Origin of the sequence: Flavobacterium azooxidireducens, from assembly GCF_023195775.1 — a bacterium.
GTDB classification, from domain to species: Bacteria; Bacteroidota; Bacteroidia; order Flavobacteriales; family Flavobacteriaceae; genus Flavobacterium; species Flavobacterium azooxidireducens.
Genome location: NZ_CP096205.1, coordinates 1,894,950 through 1,917,702 on the forward strand (window position 1 = coordinate 1,894,950; position 22,753 = coordinate 1,917,702).

General features: G+C 34.2%; 21 protein-coding genes and 1 tRNA gene. 13 read left to right on the forward strand and 9 right to left on the reverse strand.

Annotated elements, in window-relative coordinates:
* The first annotated feature begins 63 nt into the window (after positions 1-63).
* From M0M57_RS08245 to odhB, 4 genes are all read left to right on the forward strand, one after another.
* Entirely contained in the window at positions 64-2,835 is a 2,772-nt protein-coding gene (locus tag M0M57_RS08245) for a 2-oxoglutarate dehydrogenase E1 component (RefSeq protein ID WP_248436701.1), read from the forward strand.
* A gap of 211 nt (positions 2,836-3,046) precedes the next feature.
* The gene (locus tag M0M57_RS08250; RefSeq protein WP_248436702.1) at positions 3,047-3,349 is read left to right on the forward strand and encodes a nucleotidyltransferase family protein; all 303 of its coding nucleotides are present in this window, start codon (positions 3,047-3,049) and stop codon (positions 3,347-3,349) included.
* Positions 3,336-3,686: a HepT-like ribonuclease domain-containing protein gene (locus M0M57_RS08255; protein ID WP_248436703.1), complete on the forward strand. Its 351-nt coding sequence runs from the start codon at positions 3,336-3,338 to the stop codon at positions 3,684-3,686. The genes M0M57_RS08250 and M0M57_RS08255 overlap by 14 nt, the downstream gene beginning before the upstream one ends.
* Before the next feature lie 54 nt (positions 3,687-3,740).
* Complete coding sequence (odhB, locus tag M0M57_RS08260; RefSeq protein ID WP_248436704.1) at positions 3,741-4,964, forward strand: 2-oxoglutarate dehydrogenase complex dihydrolipoyllysine-residue succinyltransferase; 1,224 nt, start codon at positions 3,741-3,743, stop codon at positions 4,962-4,964.
* A 74-nt stretch (positions 4,965-5,038) separates the two neighbouring features.
* Here odhB and M0M57_RS08265 read toward each other — a convergent pair whose 3' ends face one another.
* Entirely contained in the window at positions 5,039-5,989 is a 951-nt protein-coding gene (locus tag M0M57_RS08265) for a DUF4476 domain-containing protein (protein ID WP_248436705.1), read from the reverse strand.
* An 80-nt stretch (positions 5,990-6,069) separates the two neighbouring features.
* Positions 6,070-6,507 (reverse strand): retropepsin-like aspartic protease, encoded by a 438-nt coding sequence (locus M0M57_RS08270; protein WP_248436706.1) that lies wholly within the window; start codon positions 6,505-6,507, stop codon positions 6,070-6,072.
* Positions 6,508-6,594: 87 nt separating this feature from the next.
* Between M0M57_RS08270 and M0M57_RS08275 the strand changes: the two genes are divergently transcribed.
* The 9 genes from M0M57_RS08275 to M0M57_RS08315 all read left to right on the forward strand — a co-directional run bounded on the left by M0M57_RS08275 (position 6,595) and on the right by M0M57_RS08315 (position 12,938).
* Positions 6,595-7,362 carry a TatD family hydrolase gene (locus M0M57_RS08275; RefSeq protein WP_248436707.1) on the forward strand — a complete coding sequence of 256 codons (768 nt, stop codon included), beginning with the start codon at positions 6,595-6,597 and terminating at the stop codon, positions 7,360-7,362.
* Positions 7,363-7,424: 62 nt separating this feature from the next.
* Complete coding sequence (locus tag M0M57_RS08280) at positions 7,425-8,561, forward strand: 1-acyl-sn-glycerol-3-phosphate acyltransferase (RefSeq protein WP_248436708.1); 1,137 nt, start codon at positions 7,425-7,427, stop codon at positions 8,559-8,561.
* Positions 8,551-9,579, forward strand: a complete 1,029-nt coding sequence (locus M0M57_RS08285) for an asparaginase (RefSeq protein ID WP_248436709.1) — start codon at positions 8,551-8,553, stop codon at positions 9,577-9,579. Before M0M57_RS08280 ends, M0M57_RS08285 begins: the two co-directional genes overlap by 11 nt.
* Positions 9,580-9,654: 75 nt before the next feature.
* Positions 9,655-9,745: transfer RNA gene (locus M0M57_RS08290), tRNA-Ser, on the forward strand.
* Between the two features lie 79 nt (positions 9,746-9,824).
* Positions 9,825-10,634, forward strand: a complete 810-nt coding sequence (locus tag M0M57_RS08295; protein ID WP_248436710.1) for a MotA/TolQ/ExbB proton channel family protein — start codon at positions 9,825-9,827, stop codon at positions 10,632-10,634.
* Between the two features lie 18 nt (positions 10,635-10,652).
* Complete coding sequence (locus M0M57_RS08300; RefSeq protein WP_248436711.1) at positions 10,653-11,066, forward strand: hypothetical protein; 414 nt, start codon at positions 10,653-10,655, stop codon at positions 11,064-11,066.
* A gap of 3 nt (positions 11,067-11,069) precedes the next feature.
* Positions 11,070-11,681, forward strand: coding sequence for an ExbD/TolR family protein (locus M0M57_RS08305; protein ID WP_248436712.1), 612 nt, complete (start codon positions 11,070-11,072; stop codon positions 11,679-11,681).
* A 21-nt stretch (positions 11,682-11,702) separates the two neighbouring features.
* Positions 11,703-12,176: an ExbD/TolR family protein gene (locus M0M57_RS08310; RefSeq protein ID WP_248436713.1), complete on the forward strand. Its 474-nt coding sequence runs from the start codon at positions 11,703-11,705 to the stop codon at positions 12,174-12,176.
* A gap of 75 nt (positions 12,177-12,251) precedes the next feature.
* Positions 12,252-12,938, forward strand: coding sequence for a porin family protein (locus tag M0M57_RS08315; protein ID WP_248436714.1), 687 nt, complete (start codon positions 12,252-12,254; stop codon positions 12,936-12,938).
* Here M0M57_RS08315 and M0M57_RS08320 read toward each other — a convergent pair.
* From M0M57_RS08320 to frr, 7 genes are all read right to left on the reverse strand, one after another.
* Positions 12,933-13,538: a hypothetical protein gene (locus tag M0M57_RS08320; protein WP_248436715.1), complete on the reverse strand. Its 606-nt coding sequence runs from the start codon at positions 13,536-13,538 to the stop codon at positions 12,933-12,935. The genes M0M57_RS08315 and M0M57_RS08320 overlap by 6 nt on opposite strands.
* A 4-nt stretch (positions 13,539-13,542) precedes the next feature.
* On the reverse strand, positions 13,543-15,006 hold the full coding sequence (gene rpoN, locus M0M57_RS08325; RefSeq protein ID WP_248436716.1) for an RNA polymerase factor sigma-54: 1,464 nt from the start codon (positions 15,004-15,006) through the stop codon (positions 13,543-13,545).
* A gap of 105 nt (positions 15,007-15,111) precedes the next feature.
* Positions 15,112-15,534, reverse strand: a complete 423-nt coding sequence (locus M0M57_RS08330; protein WP_248436717.1) for a GxxExxY protein — start codon at positions 15,532-15,534, stop codon at positions 15,112-15,114.
* 84 nt (positions 15,535-15,618) lie between these two features.
* A complete protein-coding gene (gene asnS, locus M0M57_RS08335; RefSeq protein ID WP_248436718.1) occupies positions 15,619-17,067 on the reverse strand; it encodes an asparagine--tRNA ligase in 1,449 nt (482 codons plus the stop codon).
* A 48-nt stretch (positions 17,068-17,115) separates the two neighbouring features.
* Entirely contained in the window at positions 17,116-19,527 is a 2,412-nt protein-coding gene (locus tag M0M57_RS08340; protein WP_248432476.1) for an efflux RND transporter permease subunit, read from the reverse strand.
* 99 nt (positions 19,528-19,626) lie between these two features.
* Positions 19,627-22,107, reverse strand: a complete 2,481-nt coding sequence (locus tag M0M57_RS08345; RefSeq protein WP_248432478.1) for a DUF5686 family protein — start codon at positions 22,105-22,107, stop codon at positions 19,627-19,629.
* Positions 22,108-22,178: 71 nt separating this feature from the next.
* Positions 22,179-22,742 carry a ribosome recycling factor gene (gene frr, locus M0M57_RS08350; RefSeq protein ID WP_248432480.1) on the reverse strand — a complete coding sequence of 188 codons (564 nt, stop codon included), beginning with the start codon at positions 22,740-22,742 and terminating at the stop codon, positions 22,179-22,181.
* Between the last annotated feature and the right edge of the window lie 11 nt (positions 22,743-22,753).

Genomic DNA, 22,753 nt, shown 5'->3' on the forward strand with positions numbered 1-22,753 from the left:
TTATTGCAAATATTGTACTTTTGCAAAACTATTTTTAACAAATAAGGTTTATTACTACTAATTATGGATAGGTTTTCCTTTTTAAACGCAGCACACACACAATTTTTTGCAGATCTTTACGAACAATATACCGTTAATCCGGATGCTGTTGAACCAAGTTGGAGAGCCTTTTTTCAAGGGTTTGATTTTGGTTTAGAATCTGCAAGCGACAATGAAGCCGTTACCCAATTGGCCGATTTTTCTGCCGGAAATCAAGACTGTAGTCTCGTTTCTGATAAATTACAAAAAGAATTTAATGTTCTTAAATTGATTGATGCATACAGAACACGTGGTCATTTATTCACCAAAACCAATCCTGTTCGTGAGCGAAGAGTGTATGCTCCAACCTTGGCTTTAGAAAATTTTGGTTTATCATCTTCCGATTTAGATACGGTTTTTGATGCCGCCAAAGTATTGGGTCACGATCCAAAACCATTGCGTGAAATTGTTAAACATCTTGACAATGTCTATTGCCAATCCATCGGTATCGAATATATGTACATTCGTAAACCGGAAGTAATCGAGTGGATTCAAAGACGTTTAAACATCAATGATAATTTACCTAATTTCTCCGGAGATCAGAAAAAGCATATCTTGAATAAATTAAACGAAGCCGTTTCTTTCGAAAACTTTTTACATACAAAATATGTAGGTCAAAAACGTTTTTCATTAGAAGGAGGAGAGAGCATCATCCCCGCTTTAGATGCATTAATTGAATCTGCTGCCGAAAAAGGCGTTGAGCAATTTGTGATGGGAATGGCTCACCGTGGTCGTTTGAACATCTTAGCCAACATTTTTGGCAAACCAACACAAGACATTTTCTCCGAATTTGACGGAAAAGATTATGATAAAGAATATTTTGACGGCGACGTAAAATACCATTTAGGTTTAACTGCCGACAGAAAAACAAAATCAGGTAAAAATATCAACATCAATTTAGCTCCAAACCCTTCTCACTTAGAAACGGTTGGTGCTGTGATTGAAGGAATTACCAGAGCAAAGCAAGACAAATATTTCCCGAACGATTTCTCAAAAGTATTGCCAATCGCCGTTCACGGAGATGCCGCAGTGGCCGGACAAGGAATCGTGTATGAAATTGTTCAAATGTCGCAATTAGACGGTTACAAAACCGGAGGAACAATCCATTTGGTGATTAACAACCAAGTCGGATTTACAACCAATTACCTTGATGCTCGTTCATCTATTTATTGTACGGATGTGGCAAAAGTGACATTATCTCCAGTGCTTCACGTTAATGCAGACGACACTGAAGCAGTTGTTCACGCGATGCTTTTTGCATTAGATTTTAGAATGACTTTTGGTCGTGATGTATTTATCGATTTATTAGGTTATAGAAAATACGGTCATAATGAAGGTGATGAACCTCGTTTTACCCAACCGGTTTTATACAAAATCATCGCAAAACATAGAAATCCAAGAGATATTTATGCTGAAAAGTTGATTACAGACGGCATTGTTGATCAAGCGTATGTTACCAAAATCGAAAGCGATTACAAAGCCAAATTAGATCAAAACTTAGAAGCTTCTCGCAAAAAAGAATTGACCATCATCACGCCATTTATGCAAAATGAATGGGAAGGATTTGAGCAAGTTTCAGACGATGAAATGTTGAAAAAAGTAAAAACAACATTCGACAAAAAGAAATTGGATGTCATTGCTGAATCCATTTCAACTTTACCATCAGATAAAAAGTTCATCAACAAAATCAGCAAAATTGTTACCGACAGAAAAACAATGTACGATAACGATACCATCGACTGGGGAACTGCCGAAACGTTGGCCTACGGAACATTATTAACCGAAGGGTATGACGTTCGAATTTCCGGTCAAGATGTAGAAAGAGGAACTTTCTCGCACCGTCACGCCGTTGTAAAAGTAGAAGACAGCGAAGAAGAAGTAATTTTATTAAACGGATTAAAAGATAAAAAAGGAAAGTTCAACGTGTTCAACTCGTTCCTTTCCGAGTATGGCGTTTTAGGGTTTGATTATGGTTATGCCTTAGCCAATCCAAATGCATTAACCATTTGGGAAGCCCAATTTGGTGATTTCTCCAACGGTGCCCAAATCATGATTGACCAATACATTTCGTGTGGCGAAGACAAATGGAATAACCAAAACGGAATCGTTATGCTATTGCCTCACGGTTACGAAGGTCAAGGTGCCGAGCACTCTTCCGCCAGAATGGAACGTTACCTGCAACTTTGTGCCCGTCACAATATGTATGTAGCCGATTGTACAACGCCTGCCAACTTCTTCCACTTGTTAAGAAGACAAATGAAAACCAAGTTCCGCAAGCCGTTAGTCGTGTTTTCACCAAAAAGTTTACTGCGTCACCCATTGTGTGTTTCAACCAAAGAAGAATTATACAACGGAAGTTTCCAAGAAACCATCGACGACAATTCAGTTGACAAAAAGAAAGTAAAAACACTCGTATTTTGCACCGGAAAATTCTACTACGATATTTTAGCCGAAAGAGAAAACTTAGGCAGAAATGACGTAGCTTTGGTTCGAATCGAGCAATTGTTCCCGTTACCAATCGAGCAATTAAAAGAAATAATAGCCAAATATCCCAACGCAGACGATTACGTTTGGGCACAAGAAGAACCCAAAAATATGGGAGCATACAGTTTTATGTTAATGAATTTTGACTTGGTAAAATGGCGATTAGCATCGTTAAAAGCCTATGCAGCACCGGCCGCCGGAAGTCACACCAGAGACAGAAGACGTCACGCCGATGCAATCAGAATGGTATTTGATAAAAATTTGTTTAGATAAGAAGCTAATCCTGCTATCCGCTTCAATCTTTTACCATTTTTTGTTGTTTTTGTAAGTCAAAAAAAGAGCTCCCAAGGTCGCTTTTTTTTGCCAACAAAAACTAACAAAAAATGCCAAAAGGATTTCCGCTGCTATCAGGGCTAAAAAGTGATAACACAGAATAAAAGATAAAATTCATAAATTAGCAGATTGAAAATTTATTAAAAATACAATGCTGACTAAACAAGACATATTTCAAAAAATTATTGATAACAAAGAAACTATTAAAAGTTTTGGCGTTACTCAAATAGGTTTGTTTGGTTCGTATGTTCGCAATGAACAAACAGAAAGCAGTGATATTGATATTTTGGTAGATTATGATATTGATAAAATATCCTATGTTAAGTATTTCAATTTTTGTGAGTTTATTGAATCAATATTCAAAAACAATAAAATTGATATTGTAACAAAAAATGGTTTAAGCAGATATATTGGCCCTCATATCCTAAAAGAAGTTGATTATGTCAAAATCTGACGAAATAGAATTTATAGGTCATATTTTTGAAGAGTTAAAATTTGTAATAAACACAACCAATTCTTTAACATATGAACTTTTTATTGAGGATGAAGTAATTAAAAGAGCAGTAGTTAGAGCTTTAGAAATTGTAGGCGAAGCAACAAAAAATCTTAGTATTGATTTTAGATTAAAATACAATCAAGTTCCTTGGAAATTTATGGCAGGAATGAGAGATAAATTAATACATGATTACATGGGTGTAGATTACAGGTTAGTATTTAAGACAGCAAAAGAAGATGTGCCCGAATTATTTGATTTTATCGAATTAATAATTAAAGAACATACCAATAAATAAATACATAATTTTCAGAATTAAATTTTAAACCTGAAACTTTAAACTAAAAAGAATATGATTTTAGAAATGAAAGTTCCCTCTCCGGGAGAATCAATAAAAGAAGTAGAAATCGCAACCTGGTTAGTAAAAGACGGCGATTACGTAGAAAAAGATCAAGCTATTGCTGAGGTTGATTCAGACAAAGCCACTTTAGAATTACCGGCAGAAGCCAGCGGAATCATCACGCTAAAAGCCGAAGAAGGTGACGCTGTAGCTGTTGGAGCCGTAGTTTGTTTAATCGATACATCTGCTGCAAAACCAAGCGGTGATGCACCAAAAGCAGAAGCCAAAACAGAAGCACCAAAAGCAGAAGAGAAAAAAGTAGAGGCCCCAAAAGCAACTCCAACTCCTGAAAAAACGTATGCAACACAAGCACCTTCACCGGCAGCTCGTAAAATTTTAGATGAAAAAAATATTCAACCTTCCGATATCGTTGGAACCGGAAAAGGCGGAAGAATCACCAAAGATGATGCTGTAAACGCTGTTCCGTCTATGGGAACGCCAACCGGCGGAAACCGTGGTTCAGAAAGAACTAAATTATCGATGTTGCGTCGTAAAGTAGCCGAGAGATTAGTTTCGGCTAAAAATGAAACAGCAATGTTAACTACGTTCAACGAAGTTAATTTAACCAACGTAAATAAATTAAGAAGCGAATTCAAAGATGCTTTTAAAGATAAACACGGATTAGGATTAGGCTTTATGTCTTTCTTTACCAAAGCCGTGACCAGAGCTTTACAACTTTATCCAGATGTGAATTCTATGATAGATGGCGATCACAAAATTGCTTATGATTTCTGTGATATTTCTGTAGCTGTTTCAGGACCAAAAGGATTAATGGTTCCAGTAGTTAGAAATGCAGAAACATTGTCTTTCCGCGGAATTGAATCAGAAATCAAACGTTTAGCCATTCGTGCTCGTGATGGTCAGATTACAGTAGATGATATGACCGGAGGAACATTTACCATTTCAAATGGTGGTGTGTTCGGAAGTATGCTTTCTACACCAATCATCAACCCACCACAATCAGGAATTTTAGGAATGCACAATATTATTGAGCGTCCAATTGCTGTTGATGGTCAAGTGGTGATTGCTCCAATGATGTATGTCGCATTATCCTACGATCACCGAATCATTGACGGTAGAGAATCAGTTGGATTCTTAGTTGCCGTGAAAGAAGGATTAGAAAACCCAACAGAATTATTGATGGATAACAATCCTAAAAAAGCATTGGAACTATAGTTTCAAATTTCCATAAAAAGTAAAATCCCGATTAGAAATTTCTAATCGGGATTTTTTTATGAAATAACAATTATTTACCTCCTCGAAATAAAATCATTCAATTCATCCGCACTTGAAGTAAACGAGAACACATTGTTTACTTTAAAGTAATTTTGAGGTTCAACACATGCATCAAAAGCAAACTTGGCAAAGTCTAAACGCGTTTCTTCAAAGCCAAAAATTTTACAGATTTCCACAATTTGGTTCGTATTCAAACAATTATTTTGAGCAATTTGTTTAGCGGTTTTTAATCTCGATTCATCAAAGCCTTGATTTTTAATAGTTTGTAAAGCACTACTAAAATTGCCGTTATTCATTGGTCTTGCACCATAACAACCTTCTTGTATTGGTTCTTGATAACCTACAACAGCTCCGCCACCAGATGTAACTGTCGTTGTTTCAGTAATTGTAGTGCTTCCACTGAAAACCGGATCGTTTATTGAAATGTTCACACCAACTCCGCCAACACTCACACCTGCATTCACTCCACCAACCGACGTGGTTGTAGTTGTAGTTTGCTGTACCACACCAACAGGAGCAGTTTGTTGCACAATCACTTGTTGAGGTGGTGCTGGCTGACCCCATCGTCTTACATACATATTAGACGGTGCTACATAACGCTCAGGAATCGGCGTCATCGAAAAGAAATTTAGCTTCATTTTAGAAGGTTTGTTCTTGTCTCTCTTAATTTTGTAGGTAACATCCATAAATACTTCATCAACATCCGTTATTTGAAGAAAGTTTTTAGAAATTTCCTGACGCATTTTATCCTCAAAAATAATTTTAGCGTTGTAATAAGGTTGTACTAATTCTTCTACACGAATGTTAGTCTGTGGTTCGTCATTAATACGTTCTCCATTCAAAATTAAATAAAATTTATCACCGTCTTCCGAAAAAATTGTCAAATGGCCATACGGCTGAATCTGCCCAAATGAAAGAGCTGAAGCAAAAAGTAATAAAAAAGTAATAGTAGTTTTTAGTTTCATATAGAATTGTTTTAAAGTTCTAAAATTAATTAATATGAAACGAGATTTCCAAAAATAATGCCAAATTTTTTAGGAAATAATTATGATAAATATAAACAATGATTATAATAATCAATAATCGCTTTTCCTTCCAACAAAACATCGGCACCAATGATTCCGTGAACAGGTTTGGCTTTGTATTGCGTTAAAGCTAAATTCACGTGGGTTAAATCAAAAATAACCAAATGCAGATTTTTGGTTTTCCAACGACCAATTTTTAAGGTGATGTTTTTGCCAATTTGCGTTTCCATTCCGGTTGCTCCGGCTCCTGCGGCTTTGGTTTTAGAAGCTTTGGCATTTACATTAAAATGTTCAACTTTGTCAAATCCAATGCAACTGTTGGATGCTCCGGTGTCTAAAATAAAATTTCCTTTCACACCATTTATCGTGGCTTTTATCAACAAATGTTGTGTCTTAGAAACTTTAAAAGCAATTTTTTTATATCCTGAATCTTTTAAAAGATCTTGTAAATTCTTCATTTTGTGATTTTGAAGTTCAAATGTAATTCAAATTAAAGTCAAAACAAAGCTGTACAAACTATCTTGAAATTTACTTATTTTTGCCGCATGATTTTAACCGATACACACACCCACCTATATTCTGAAGAATTTGATTTGGATAGAAACGAAATGGTGCAAAGAGCCATTTCAAAAGGTGTAACTCGTTTTTTTGTTCCGGCCATCGATTCAACCTGCACACAATCGATGTATGATTTGGAAGAAAATTATCCGGAAAATGTTTTTTTGATGATGGGATTGCATCCATGTTATGTTAAAGAAAATTATTCAGATGAATTAAATCACATCGAAACCGAATTGTCCAAACGAACATTTATTGCCATTGGCGAAATTGGCATCGATTTGTTTTGGGATAAATCAACGTTGGAAATTCAAAAAATCGCTTTCAAACATCAAATTCAATTAGCCAAAAAATATAAATTACCTATTGTAATTCATTGTCGAGAATCATTTGATGAAATTTTCGACGTGTTAGAATCGGAAAAAAGCGATGACTTATTTGGAATTTTTCATTGTTTCACCGGAAATTTCGAGCAAGCCCAACAAGCGATTTCTTATAATATGAAATTGGGAATTGGTGGTGTTGTAACTTTCAAAAACGGAAAAATCGATCAATTTCTTCATCAAATCGACATGAAACACATTGTTTTAGAAACCGATTCGCCTTATTTAGCTCCGGTTCCTTTTCGCGGAAAGCGTAATGAAAGTAGTTATGTTTCTTTGGTTGCCGAAAAATTAGCAACTATTTATGGCGTTTCTGTAGAAGAAGTAGCAGGAATTACAACTGAAAATTCAAAAGCAATTTTTGGTATTTAACGAAATATTACTTTAAAAGTCACAATTTTTTTGTTCATTTGTGAATTCAAAAAATCTGATTAATGTCAAAATTTGATACGATTCGACCTTATTACGACAGTGAAGTAAACGAAGGAATCCGTTCGGTGATTCATCATCCAATGATGAAAGCGTTGATGAATTTTACTTTTCCTGATGTTGATGAAAATGTTTGGATAGACCAACTTCAAAAAACACATTCAATCAGGGATTTTCAAATAAACTTTGTTTATCATTCCGTGCAAAAAGTGCTTCAACGCAGTTCGGAAGGATTAACTACTTCCGGTTTTGAAAAGTTGGAAAAAAACGCATCTTATTTGTTCATTTCCAATCATCGGGATATTATTCTTGACACTTCGTTACTCAATGTGGCATTGTATGAACACGGTTTGGTTATGACGGCGTCTGCAATTGGAGACAATTTGGTTAAGAAGGATTTCTTATACAAATTATCAAAACTCAATCGAAATTTTTTAGTTCAACGCGGATTATCACCAAGAGAATTGCTGCAAAGTTCAAAACTGATGTCGGAGTACATTGGTCAATTATTGTTGAGAGAAAATCGTTCAGTTTGGATTGCTCAACGCGAAGGAAGAACCAAAGATGGAAATGATGCCACACATCAAGGCGTTTTAAAAATGTTAGGAATGGGTTCTGATGAGGAAAATGTAATGGATTATTTTAAGAAATTGAAAATTGTTCCCGTTTCAATTTCGTATGAATATGATCCTACCGATGCTTTAAAAATGCCGCAACTGATGGCAGAGGCAAATAATGAAGTATATATTAAGGAGAAAAATGAAGATTTCATCACGCTATTGAGTGGAATAATGGGTCAAAAAAAACGTATTCATATGCATATTGGCGATGTTTTGGAGACAGAAATGGATGAAATTAAAATAAATGAAGACAATTCTAACCGTCAAATTCAGGCAGTAGCACAGGTGATTGATGATTCTATTTTGAGTTCATATAAATTATGGCCAACCAACTTTATTGCTCATGATTTAATGCACAATTCAACTAAATACAGTCACTTATACACGGAAGAAGAAAAATCATTATTTGAAAGAAGATTAGAATTAAAGATCGATTCCAGTAATCCAAAAATGGTTGAAAGTTTTCTGGCAATGTATGCCAATCCCGTGACTAATAAGATGAAATATCAAAATGCATTCTAAAGCCAACATACTTTTAATATATACCGGCGGAACCATCGGAATGATGAAAGATTTTGAAACAGGTGCGTTAAAGGCATTTAATTTTAAAAAACTACTTCAACGAATTCCGGAATTAAAACAATTGGAGTGTGATATTGAAACCATTTCGTTTGAAAAACCCATCGATTCTTCCAATATGAATCCGCAAAAATGGGTTGAAATGGCACAAATTGTTGAAGATAATTATGCCAATTTTGACGGATTTGTAGTGCTTCATGGTTCTGATACAATGTCTTATTCGGCTTCAGCATTGAGTTTTATGTTTGAAAATCTATCCAAACCAATTGTTTTTACAGGTTCTCAATTGCCAATAGGAGATTTGCGGACTGATGCCAAAGAAAATTTAATTACGGCCATTCAAATCGCTTCGTTAAAGCAAAAAGGAAAGCCTGTTTTTAAAGAAGTTTGCCTTTATTTTGAATACAAATTATACAGAGGAAACCGAACGAGTAAGATTAATGCAGAACATTTTATGGCTTTTGCATCACCCAATTTCCCTGCTTTGGCAGAATCAGGAGTGCATATTAAAATAAACAATGAATCACTTTTTCAGGCAAGCACAACAAAAAAACTGGTTGTACACAAAGAATTAGATTCGAATGTGGCGATTATTAAAATGTTTCCTGGACTAAATCAGAATGTTTTGGCCTCTTTATTTGACATACCAAATTTAAAAGGAATAGTTTTAGAAACCTACGGAGCCGGAAATGCTCCCACAGAAGAATGGTTTATTTCTGTGTTGAAAAAGGCAATAAAAAAAGGAATTTACGTTATAAATGTGACACAGTGTTCCGGCGGAAGTGTCAACATGGGGCAATATGAAACGAGTACATATCTAAAAAAGATAGGAGTAATCTCAGGAAAAGACATCACCACAGAGGCAGCAATCACAAAATTAATGTATCTTTTGGGACAAAATGTTTCTGCTAAAGTGTTCAAAACCATTTTTGAAACTTCTTTACGAGGAGAATTGTCATAAAAATAACAAAATTAATTTTTATAGGTGAGTTTTTTTTTGTTATTTGGCACTCTTAAAATACGTTGTAAACAATGAGGAGAGGTGTCCGAGTGGTCGAAGGAGCACGCCTGGAAAGTGTGTATACTCCAAAAGGGTATCAAGGGTTCGAATCCCTTTCTCTCCGCCATTTTTTTATAATGTGTGATTAATTAAAAATAAATTTATACCTTTAACCTGATTAACTAATTAAATTAAGAACAAAAGCAATGAAAAGATTATTTTCTATTTTGGCAATCACAGGTCTAATGACGTTTGGAACAGTTCAAGCACAAGAAGACACAACTCAAACAACTGAGCCAGCTGTTGAAGCAGCAGCACCAGCTCCAGTAGAAGAAGCAGCAACTCTTGAAACTGCTGATGATGATACTACAGCTGCAGACAAACCATTTACGCAAGAGTTAAAAGAAAGATTTATTCAAGGGGGTCCTGGATTTATGGGGATCGTTTTGTTATGTTTGATTTTAGGTTTAGCTATTGCTATTGAAAGAATTATTTATTTAAATCTTTCTACAACAAATTCAAAAAAATTAATCAAAGATGTTGAAGATGCTCTTCAATCTGGTGGTGTAAATGCTGCAAAAGAAGTATGTAGAAATACTGCTGGTCCTGTTGCATCTATTTTCTATCAAGGTTTAGATCGTATTGACCACGGTGTTGAATCAGCTGAAAAAGCAGTTGTTTCTTACGGAGGAGTTCAAATGGGTCAATTAGAGAAAAACGTATCTTGGATTTCATTGTTCATCGCATTAGCACCGATGTTAGGGTTCATGGGAACTGTAATCGGGATGATTCAGGCTTTCGATAAAATCGAAGCTGCCGGTAACATGGATGCATCACTTGTAGCAGGAGGTATTAAAGTAGCGTTATTAACAACGGTATTTGGTTTAATTGTTGCGATGATTCTTCAAGTATTCTATAACTATATTATTGCAAAAATTGATTCAATCGTAAACGATATGGAAGATGCTTCTATCAGTTTAGTTGACATCCTTGTAGATTACAAAAACAAAAGATAATTTAAAATAACTATCAGTATGAACTTAAACAAGTTATCCAGATTAATAGTTATTGTATTAAGTATAATTTCTATTGTGTTTCTGGCAACAATTATGGCGTCTGACTCTCCTGATGGAGGGATGATTGAGCCGTATATTTATGTTGCTTACTTAACACTTTTCATAGCAATTGTATTGGTGTTGTTGTACACGCTTAAAAATCTTGCTTCAAAAGATTTGAAGAAAACACTTATCAGTGTTGGAGCATTTTTAGGAGTTATTCTAATTGCCTTTATTTTTGCTGACGGAACTCCAGTGCCATTGAAAGATGGTGGAGAAGTTTCATCGTTTGGCTCAAAAATGGTTAGTACAGGTCTAAATGCTTTTTATATATTAGCTTTAGTGGCTGTAGGACTAATGTTTTTCTCAGGATATAAAAGAATTAAAAAGTAAAAAATGGCTAGAAAAAACAGAGCTGGTGCACCGGAAGTGAATGCCGGATCGATGGCAGATATTGCGTTCCTGCTGTTGATTTTCTTCCTTGTAACCACAACTATTCAAACCGATCAAGGGATTAACAGAAAGTTACCTCCGATTGATGAAACACAAACAGATCCACCTCCAATTAAAGAGAAAAATATTTTCACAGTATTGATTAATAAAAATGATCAACTCTTGGTTGAAGATGTTCCTATGGATTTGAAAGATTTAAGAGAAGCAGCAATAGCTTTTCTTGATAATGGTGGAGATGGTTCCTGTAGTTATTGTAAAGGAGCCGGAGATATAGCTTCGTCTGATAATCCAGATAAAGCAATTATTTCTTTACAAAATGATTCAGAAACATCTTATGAAGCGTATATCTCGGTTCAAAATGAATTAGTAGCCGCCTATTATTTTTTAAGAGACAGAGAATGTAAAGCAAGATACGGGAAGACTTTCCGTGAGTTAGAAGCTATGTTTGATGATCCTAGAACAAGAGATGCTCAACGTGAGAGAATTGAACCTCTTATTAAAGATATACAAACATTATTCCCTCAAAAGCTTTCTGAGGCAGAACCGAAAAGATAATTAATTATAAATTTTAGAAGTATGTCTAAATTTAAAAAGAAAAAAGGAGGGGAAGTGCCAGCGATTTCAACAGCATCTTTGCCGGATATTGTTTTCATGTTGTTGTTTTTCTTCATGGTTGCTACTGTGATGAAAGATAATGATTTGATGATTCAAAATGCTTTACCAAAAGCAGATCAGGTAACTAAATTAGAAAAGAAGGAGCGTGTAATGTTTATTTTCGCTGGGAAACCTCATGAAAAATATCGTTCACAATATGGTGAAGGTGCTCGTATTCAATTAAACGATCGTCTTTCAGATGTTACGGAAATTAGAAACTTTGTTTTAGCTGAGAGAGCTGCAAGACCACCAGAATTAGAAAATGTTTTAACTACTTCACTAAAAGTGGATAAAGAAGTTAAAATGGGTCTTGTTACAGAAATCAAACAAGAATTAAGAAAAGTTGAAGCTTTAAAAATTAATTATACTACCAATCAAGGTAAAGTAACTAATTAATGCAACAATTTTAAATACATAAGCCACGCATTTGCGTGGCTTTTTTTGTAATTTTATATTTCAAATGAGTTTTTTATGAAGTTAAGTCTTTTTTTGTTTTTCTTCTCATGTGTAATGCTGGCACAAGACACGTTGTATTATGAAAAGAAAATAGATTCATTATACCGAGAAGACCAATTCTATTTTGGATTTGCCTATAATGTGTTGCAAAACAAACCGAGAGGTGTCTCGCAAGATGGTTTTTCTACCGGGTTACATTTTGGTTTTCTTCGTGATATGCCAATAAGTAAAAATAGAACGTTTGCTGTTGCAGCGGGTCTTGGATTGGCTTATCAGGCATATAATCAGAACTTACTTATTTCTGATATAGATTCAGATTTCACATATACAGTTATTGACAGTGATATTTCGTTCAAGAAAAATCAGTTTTCGTTCATTAATGTAGATCTTCCAATTGAAGTACGTTGGCGAACATCTACCCCGGAAAGTCATAAGTTTTTTAGATTGTATACGGGCTTCAAATTGAGCTATATGATATTTAATAATTCTCGGTTTATCTCTAATTCCGGTGATATTAAAATTAATAATAACAAGCAATTCAACGCATTTCAATATGGAATTTATCTTGCTACTGGTTATAATACGTGGAATTTTTATGCCTATTATGGGTTTAACACTATCTTTAAATCTGAAGCAAAATTTGATGGAAGACCAATGGAGTTGAGTACGTTAAATTTAGGTTTGCAATTTTATATTCTATAACCAAAAGTACCACAAACAAAACTGCGGAATTGCTCCGCAAAAGAATCCTACAAATAATTCAAACATCGTGTGAGCTTTCATCTGCAACCTTGAGGAAGCCACAAATCCATTGAGTGTGATAAAAGTGGCGACAGTATAAAGTAAGGGTAGTTCTACTCTTGAACTTAATGCAATTATAAAAAACGTTAATGCCGCTATTCCAAGCATGTGTAAACTGGCTTTTATCTTTAAGAAAAGAAATATTATGGCTAAGATTGTACTCCAAAAAGCTCCAAAAAAGAAAAAGTAAAGCTCAGGAATTCTATCAATTGTGATGCTTTTTTGGGTAAGAATAAGTAATAAAATGCAATTGATTGTTAACGGGATTTTTCGTTGTGAAACTTGTGCAATCATAATCGAATCTACTTTTTCCAAAGACAAAAGAAGATAAAATAATGAAATAGGAATCAGCACTGTGATAATCACTATCTGAATCATATACAGATAGATTTCCTGCAACACAAAAAAATCCCAAAACAAAACAAAAAAGAAAGCGGCCGCATAAACCGATATAAAAAGCGGATGAAAAAGATAGGAGAATATGGGGAGAATGTTTTTCAAACAATTATATTTTTTTCCGCATGCGAGCAACCGGAATATCCAATTGTTCTCGGTATTTGGCCACAGTTCTTCGGGCGATTGGGTAACCTTTTTCTTTTAAAATTTCGGCTAATTGGTCGTCTGGTAGCGGTTTTTGTTTATCTTCCTCTTCAATCACATTTTGAAGAATTTTTTTAATTTCCAACGTAGAAACATCTTCGCCTTGGTCATTTTTCATTGATTCTGAAAAGAATTCTTTGATGAGTTTGGTACCATAAGGTGTTTCCACATATTTACTGTTGGCAACTCTGGAAACGGTAGAAATATCCAACCCAATCATATCGGCAATGTCTTTTAGAATCATCGGACGAAGTTTGGTTTCATCACCTTCTAAAAAAAATTCTTGCTGATAATGCATGATTGCATTCATCGTGACAAACAACGTTTCTTGACGTTGTCTGATGGCATCTATAAACCATTTTGCAGAATCTAATTTTTGTTTGATAAACTGAACTGCATCTTTTTGAGCATTCGATTTGTCACGAGAATCTTTATACGTTCGCAACATGTCTTGATAATCTTTTGACACATGAAGTTCCGGTGCATTTCTTCCGTTTAATAAAAGTTCAAGTTCGCCTTCCACAATTCGAATGGTGAAATCGGGAACAACATGTTCAATCATTTTGTTGTTTCCGGTAAAAGCTCCACCCGGTTTAGGGTTCAACTTTTCAATTTCTTCAATTGCTTTTTTAAGTTGATCTTGCGAAACGCCGTATTTATGAAGAAGTTTATCGTAATGTTTTTTTGTAAATTGTTCAAACTGATTTTCGATGATATCAATTGCCAAATCTACTGATTCTGTTGGCGTCTTGTGTTTGAGTTGCAACAACAAACATTCTTGCAAATCGCGTGCACCAACGCCGGAAGGTTCTAATTCGTGAACAATATGAAGAATGCGTTCAACCGCTTGTTCATCGGTATAAATACCTTGCGTAAATGCTAAATCGTCAACAATATCGGCTACCGATCGACGGATGTAACCCATGTCGTCAATGCTTCCCACCAAAAATTCAGCAATTTCTCTATCTTCTTCAGAGAGAATAAAGGTGTTTAGCTGATTTATCAAATCCTGATGAAAAGTAACCGGAGCAGCAAAAGGTGTTTCGCGGTCTTCGTCATCATCGCTGTAATTGTTGGCTTGGAGTTTATATTCCGGAGTTTCGTCGTCACTTAAGTATTCATCGATGTTGATGTCTTCTGCATCAATTCGATCATATTCATCTTCTTCGTAATCGTCAAACTCTTCTTTTTCATATTCATCTTCATATTCATCTTCCTCTTTTCCGCCTTCTAATGCCGGATTTTCATTCATTTCCTCTTTCAATCGTTGTTCAAAAGCCTGCGTAGGCAATTGAATTAACTTCATCAACTGAATTTGTTGAGGAGATAATTTTTGAGATAATTTGAATTGTAGATTTTGTTTTAACATTTTTATATTCTTTTACTACTTAACTCTGAAATTTTTGCCACAAAGTCACAAAGTATTTTTCTTTGGTTTTTTTGAAGGCACAAAGCTCATTGTAACTATAATAATTTAGTAATTCTTTGTGTAAATATATCTTTTAATGCCGTCTTTTATCAAAGGAACATTAAAATTAATTAAAAAGCCTAATTGATTTTGTGTTAATTTTAAATGACTTATCAATTGTGCTTTCCAAATAGGATTAACAATATCAACTGCTTTTATTTCAATGATGATGGATTCTTCAACATATAAATCAAGGCGTAAACCTTCATCAAAATATAATTCATCATAAATAATTGGCAAATCAATTTGTCTTTTGACTTTCAATCCTGCTTTTTCTAATTCATAAGCTAAACAAGCTTCATAAATTTTTTCCAATAAACCCGGACCAAGTTTTTTGTGAACTTGATAGGCAGAATTTACAATAATTTTTGCAATTCTTTCTTCTTCATCAGTAATCATAATCTTAGCGTCTTCTTTTCTTCGTGGCAAATAGTAAAAATCTTTTTGTTTAAAAGTTTAAGGTTTCAAGTTTCAAGTTGTTGAACAATCAACAACTTGAAACTTGAAACAAATTTAGAATTCTGCGTTCTGCGGTGTTCTAGGGAACGGAATTACATCGCGAATATTAGTCATTCCGGTTACAAAAAGAACTAATCTTTCAAATCCTAAACCGAAACCGGAGTGAACAGCCGTTCCAAAACGCCGCGTATCCAAATACCACCATAATTCTTCTTCATCAATTCCTAATGCTTTCATTTTTTCAACTAAAACATCATGACGTTCTTCTCTTTGCGAACCACCAACAATTTCACCAATTCCCGGGAATAAGATGTCCATTGCTCGAACGGTTTCTTTTCCTGGTTCTGTATTGTCGTTCAAACGCATGTAAAACGCTTTAATTTTTGCCGGATAATCATATAAAATTACAGGACATTTAAAGTGTTTTTCAACTAAGAAGCGTTCGTGCTCACTTTGTAAATCGGCACCCCATTCTTCAATTAAATATTGAAATTTCTTGTTTTTATTTGGTTTTGAATTTCTTAAAATATCAATCGCTTCTGTGTAAGTAACACGTTTGAAATTATTTTCTAAAACAAAATTTAATTTTTCTAACAAACTCATTTCACTGCGTTCAGCTTGAGGTTTGTTTTTTTCTTCGTCTAACAAACGTTGTTCTAAAAACTTCAAATCGTCTTCATGTTTGTCAACGGTATATTTGATAACGTATTTGATAAAATCTTCCGCTAAGTCCATATTATCCGCCAATTCATTAAACGCCACTTCGGGTTCAATCATCCAAAATTCCGCTAAATGACGAGACGTATTTGAATTTTCCGCTCTGAATGTTGGTCCAAATGTGTAAACTTGACCCAAAGCCATCGCATACGTTTCAGCTTCCAATTGTCCGGAAACAGTTAGATTGGTTTCTTTACCAAAAAAATCTTCTTTATAATTTATTTTTCCTTCTTCTGTTTTTGGGGTGTTATCGAATGGAAGAGCAGTAACTTTAAACATTTCACCTGCACCTTCAGCATCTGAACCGGTTATAATTGGCGTGTTTACATAGAAAAAACCTCTTTCCTGAAAATACTGATGAACAGCAAATGAAAGTGTTGATCGCACTCGCATAATTGCACCAAACGCATTGGTACGCACACGCAAATGAGCATTTTCTCTTAAAAATTCTAACGAATGTTTTTTGGGTTGCATCGGATATTTTTCTGCATCCGAATCACCTAAAATTTCAATTTTAGAAACTTGAACTTCTACTTTTTGACCCGCACCTTTACTTTCTGCTAATGTTCCGGTTAACGAAACAGCAGCTCCGGTCGTTATTCTTTTTAAGATTTCTTCCGGTGTGTTTTCAAAATCTACAACACATTGGATATTATTAATGGTAGAACCATCATTTAAGGCAATAAATTGATTGTTTCTAAATGTCCTAACCCAACCTTTTACGGTTACTTCAGTTAAAACAGGTGTGGCTGTTAGTAATTCGTTAACTTTTGTGTGCTTCTTCATTTTGTTTTAAGTTTACTATGCAAATATAGTAGATTATAATTTTTTTGACTACGATTTAGGTTGAGTTTCTTTTTCGTCTTCTTCCACCAAAATATCAATGGTAGGTTGAAGAAATTCTTCTTGATTGGCAATTGTCTTTTCTAAAGATAATAATAATGCCGGCAATAATAATAAATTGGACAACATGGCAAAAAGCAAAGTAGCCGAAACTAATCCGCCCAAAGCAACTGTTCCGCCAAAGCTGGAAATCATGAATACTGAAAATCCGAAGAATAAAACAATGGATGTGTAAAACATACTTACACCGGTTTCTCGCAACGCATTGAACACTGATTTTCTGATTTTCCAGTTATTTGCTTGTAATTCCTGACGGTATTTGGCTAAGAAGTGAATCGTGTCATCAACCGAAATTCCGAAAGCTATACTAAACACTAAAATAGTTGATGGTTTTATCGGAACTCCCAAATAACCCATGACTCCGGCTGTAATTATCAATGGTAATAGGTTTGGAATTAAGGAAATAAGCACCATTTTGAACGAACGAAACAAATAGGCCATAAAAAGAGAAATGAGAAAAATGGCAAATAATAAGGATAAAACTAAATTCGTTACCAAATAATTTGTTCCTTTTTGAAACACTAATGCTTTTCCTGTCAAGGTGACCGTGTATCGATCCTGCGGAAAAACTTTATTGATTTTATCCCAAAGCTTTTCTTCAATTTTTTCCATTTTATCGGTGCCGATGTCTTTCATAAAAGTGGTGATTCTGGCATATTGACCAGTGGAATCAACATAACTTTTCATGAAATTTTCTTTACTGTTTTGGGTTGCATTTTTGGCATAACTTAAAATAAAGCCTTGCTCTTGTGCGGTTGGCAATTCATAATAATCGGGATTTCCGTTGTAGTAAGCTTGTTTAGAATATTTCACTACATTTACAATCGACATCGGTTGAGAAAGTTCAGGAATTTCACTGATAATTTCTTGCACTTCTTCCATTTTTCGCAAAGTTGAAAGTTTCATTACACCTTTTTTGCGTTTGGTGTCAATCATGATTTCCAAAGGCATCACACCATCAAATTCTTTTTCAAAGAATAAAATATCTTTAAAAAATCCGGTTTTTTTAGGCATGTCTTCTATCAAACTCCCTGAAATTTTCATTTGATATATTCCAATTATACTCACAACAAGAAGAATAATTGAGGTAATATAAATGGAAATACTTCTGTTTTTTACTGTTTTTTCAGTCCAATTTACAAATGTTTTAGTGTAGGTTTTGTCAAGGTGTTCCAAATGTTTATCCTTTGGCAAAGGCATAAAACTGTAGATAATCGGAATAACCAGCAAGCAAAGAATGAACAACAAAACAATGTTGATCGAAGCAATAATTCCAAATTCGGTTAGCAATTCGCTGTCAGTTACGATAAATGTAGCAAAACCGGCAGCGGTGGTTAAATTAGTCATCAAAGTGGCATTTCCAACTTTAGAAATAACTCGCTGTAATGATTTGGCCTGATTTCCGTGTTTTTTTACTTCCTGCTGGTATTTGTTGATTAAGAAAATACAATTTGGAATTCCGATTACGATGATTAATGGTGGAATTATGGCAGTTAAAACAGTGATTTCAAATCCGAATAAACCTAATGTTCCAAAAGCCCACATTACACCAATGATTACAACACACATAGAAATGAATGTTGCTCTAAAACTTCGGAAAAAGAAGAAAAAGATTAACGAAGTTACCAATAGTGCGGCTCCGATAAAAATGCCAATTTCATCCACAATGTTTTGCGAATTGAGTGTTCGGATATAAGGCATTCCGGAGACTTTTAAATCGATTTTTGTTTGTTCTTCAAAAGCTTCTATTTGTGGAATTAAATTCTCAACCACAAAATCTTTTCGAACACTTGTATTGACAATTTTCTTATCCAAATAAATCGCAGCCCTTATTGTTCCGGTTTTTTTGCTGAACAATAAATGCTCATAAAAAGGTAAACGTTCAAAAAGTTCTTCGCGTTTGTCAAGTAGATATTTTGCGTTTTTAATTTTAGTTGAATCAATAAAATCAACCAATTCAAACGTTTCTAATGATTTGTTTTTGTTTAATTTTTTTAAATCATCAACCGAAATTATCAAATCAACTTCTTTTGACTTTTTTAGGTTTGTCATCAAATTTTTCCAAGCTGTAAATTGCTTTGGAGTGAAAAAAGTTGAGTCTTGAACACCTATAATGATTAGATTTCCTTCTTCACCAAACTTATCTAAAAATTGATTGTATTGTTCATTTACTTCATGATGATCGGGTAGAAGATTTGCTTCTGTATATGTAAAACGCATGTGTTTCCATTGCAATGCCAAAAACACTGTCAATAGAAAAACGATGGAAAGAATTGTGATTCTGTTTCTGAGGATTATTCGGGCGATAGATTCCCAAAAACCTACGCTAAACCATTTAGCCATACGATAATTTTAACGGATGCAAAGGTAGTGAAATCAATGCTAAATTGATGGTTTTAACTGTAATTTAATCTTTGAAATAATCAATAAAACGAATTGCTTTTACAAACCTAAATCAAGAACAAAAGTTAGTTTGATAGCAATATTATCTTCAAATCGACTCAATTGATTTGGCCCGTAGCGATAAAATCCAGCCAATCCAAATCCGCTGAAAATCTGGTTTAGTTCGATTCCGGATTCAAAATAACCTTCGTTGATGGTTTTGTAATTTAGCCCAACATGTTGTTCGGGTTTTTCCATATTACCCCAAGCCATACGGCTAACTAAAACCAAAGAAGGCTTTACTTTTTTAAACAATTCAACTCGTTTAAATCCATGTTTAAAATGAAGCATCACATATTGACTTGAAAAAAACTCATTAAATCGCATGGTTTCAAAACTGTTTTTTCCGGCTACGGTTAATCGTTGCAACAAAGCATCACGGTCTAAATTGTTAGGTGAATTATTGTATAAATGTGTCAGCGGAACATCGCCAAAAGCAAAACCAGCCTGAATTAAGACAGTAGACTTTTGTCCGTTAATAAATTGTTTTTCGTATTCTGCTCGGGCATCAATTTTTCCAAACTGAAAATCATTTCCTAAAAAATCCGGTAACGATTCTGTAAATTGGAATGTGAATTTCGGAAATCTCTTCTCAATTTCAATTTTTCCATTTGGCGTATGCATATAATCGCTAAACGGATTCCATTGAATGGAAACTGAAGCGGTGGTCATCGTGTATCGATTGTATAAATTTTCACCATCAAAAAAAGCATAATTAAACAAAGGTTCAATTTTGGAATAATTCAATTGCCAAATACTTTCTGTTTTAGGTAAAAAATTTGTTTCTACATAACCTTTCCAAGTTTTGTGATGATAGAACGTACTCAAGTTGATTGGTCTTGGGTCATAGATTTTAAAAACCCGTTTGTCGATATTAAATTTAGTACTTCCAATTTCCTGAATATCATCTATATATGAAAGTCCGGCCCATGTGTTTGAAAAATTTCCAACTCGAGTAGAACCACCCAAATGATACTTTATTTTTTCATCTTTAAGACCGTAGGCAACATATCCGTCTATTTTAAAATTTTTAGAAAATCGTTCATTGGTTGTTCCGCCAACGCCAAAACGGAATCCTTCGTAGTTGTTGTAACTCACCAAGTAGCGTAAATCAAAATCAAAAAAACCAACCGGAACATAACCGTTTATAATTTTTCTACCAAAAAAAAGCTTGGCATTTATACCTTTAAAAAAGGCTAAACTATCTTTCACAGCAAATGTGTTTCGGTCTCTTTTACTAAAACGATCTTTTCTGTTTTTTATCCAAAATGTTGTGTCTTTTTTAGCAACATCTTCGTCTATTTCTATCGCAACAGAATTTCTGGCTATGCTTAAAGGAATGTTTATTTCACGATCATAAAAAAATGTTTTGGATTGCATATAAGAATAATCAGAAGCTGCTTTTTCACGTTTTGTTCCCAACTCATCATATTCTCCTTCAAATTCAATTGTTCCTCCTAAGATTTTTATAGGATCATCATTTTTTCCTTTGATAATTTTTAGTTCATACGTGTTTGGAAACCAAATTTTTTCATTCAATAAAAATTCATATTCATGAATTGCGGTTAAATCGATAATTCCTCGCACACGCATAATGGCTTTGGCTACAGCGAAATTTTCTTGATCAATAAAAAGCAATCCTTCCATTCCTTTTTTATTGATTCTTTTTTTGTTTTTAAAATAAACCAAAACCGTTTTTCGGTTAGAAATTGAAATCGTGTCTAACAGTTCAAAATCATAATCGCGAAGACCTTGTTTTGAAATCGGATTTATATACTTTGTTTCTAATAATTCATAGCGAGGTTCATAAACAGAATAGGATTGAAGGTTAAAACCAATAACTTCATAAATCGGATTTTTGAATCCCGACATTTGTGATCCTAATACCGTTTCTTTGAATTTAGAATCGCTGTATTGAAATAACGAAACCTTCTCAGTAACAAATAAATGTTGTTTTGAAATTAGTTTTTTAAATTTAAAATCGGTTGAATCAATTTTTATTTTATTTGATTTTTTGATTGTATCAATTTTCCCTTTTATTGAATCAGGATGAGCAGTTACAACAATTTTATTGTAGCCTTTGTATTGAAAGGTTGAAAGTGCTTGTTTGGGATTATTTTGCTCAATTGAAGCATAAACTGCATTGAGAAATCTTTTTGATTGTTCTTGTTTTTGGATTAATTCTGTTTCAGATAATTTTGGTTTAGATTCTAAAAAGACTGAAAAATGGCTGGTTTTTTCTATAACAAACTCTTTGCTAACATAATTTAGGTAAGAAACAACCATTTTTTCGCCTGCTGATGAACTGATAAATTCGAATTTTCCAGTTACATCGGCAATCGTTGTTCTTCCTGATGAAGATTGAATCGTGGCAAAAGGTAAAGGTGTTTTTGTGCTTTCGTCTTTAATAATCCCGGTAACTCTAAATTGTGCCTGAACACAAATTGAGCAAAAAAGAAATAGAAAAACGAGGTGTTTCATAAGATTTTAAATGCGAATCACAAATGTACTTTTTTAAAACAAAAAATCCACTCTTTCAAGTGGATTTCAATTTATACTTTCATGATTTCGGCTTCTTTGACGGCCAAAATATCATCAATTTTTTTGATGTAAGCATCGGTTAATTTTTGAATGCTTTCTTCAGCAGATTTACAAATATCTTCCGAGGTTCCGTTTTTTTCTTCTTTTTTGATGTCGGTATTGGCATCTTTTCGAGCATTTCTAATTCCGATTTTGGCATCTTCCGCTTCTGATTTTGCTTGTTTAACCAAGTCTCTTCTGCGTTCTTCCGTTAATGGTGGTACAGAAATGATAATATTATCGCCATTATTCATCGGGTTAAAACCCAAATTGGCAATTTGAATTGCTTTTTCAATCGGATGCAACATTCCTTTTTCCCAAGGAGTTACAGTGATGGTTCTTGCATCTGGGACGTTAATATTCGCCACTTGCGAAAGCGGCGTTTGCGAACCATAATAATCTACAAAAACACCACCCAACATTTGTGGTGTTGCTTTTCCGGCTCTAATATTTAAAAATTCTTTTTCCAAATGAGCAATTGAACCATCCATGTGTTCTTTTGCGGTATCAATGATAAAATCTATTTCTTCTGTCATGATAGTATTTT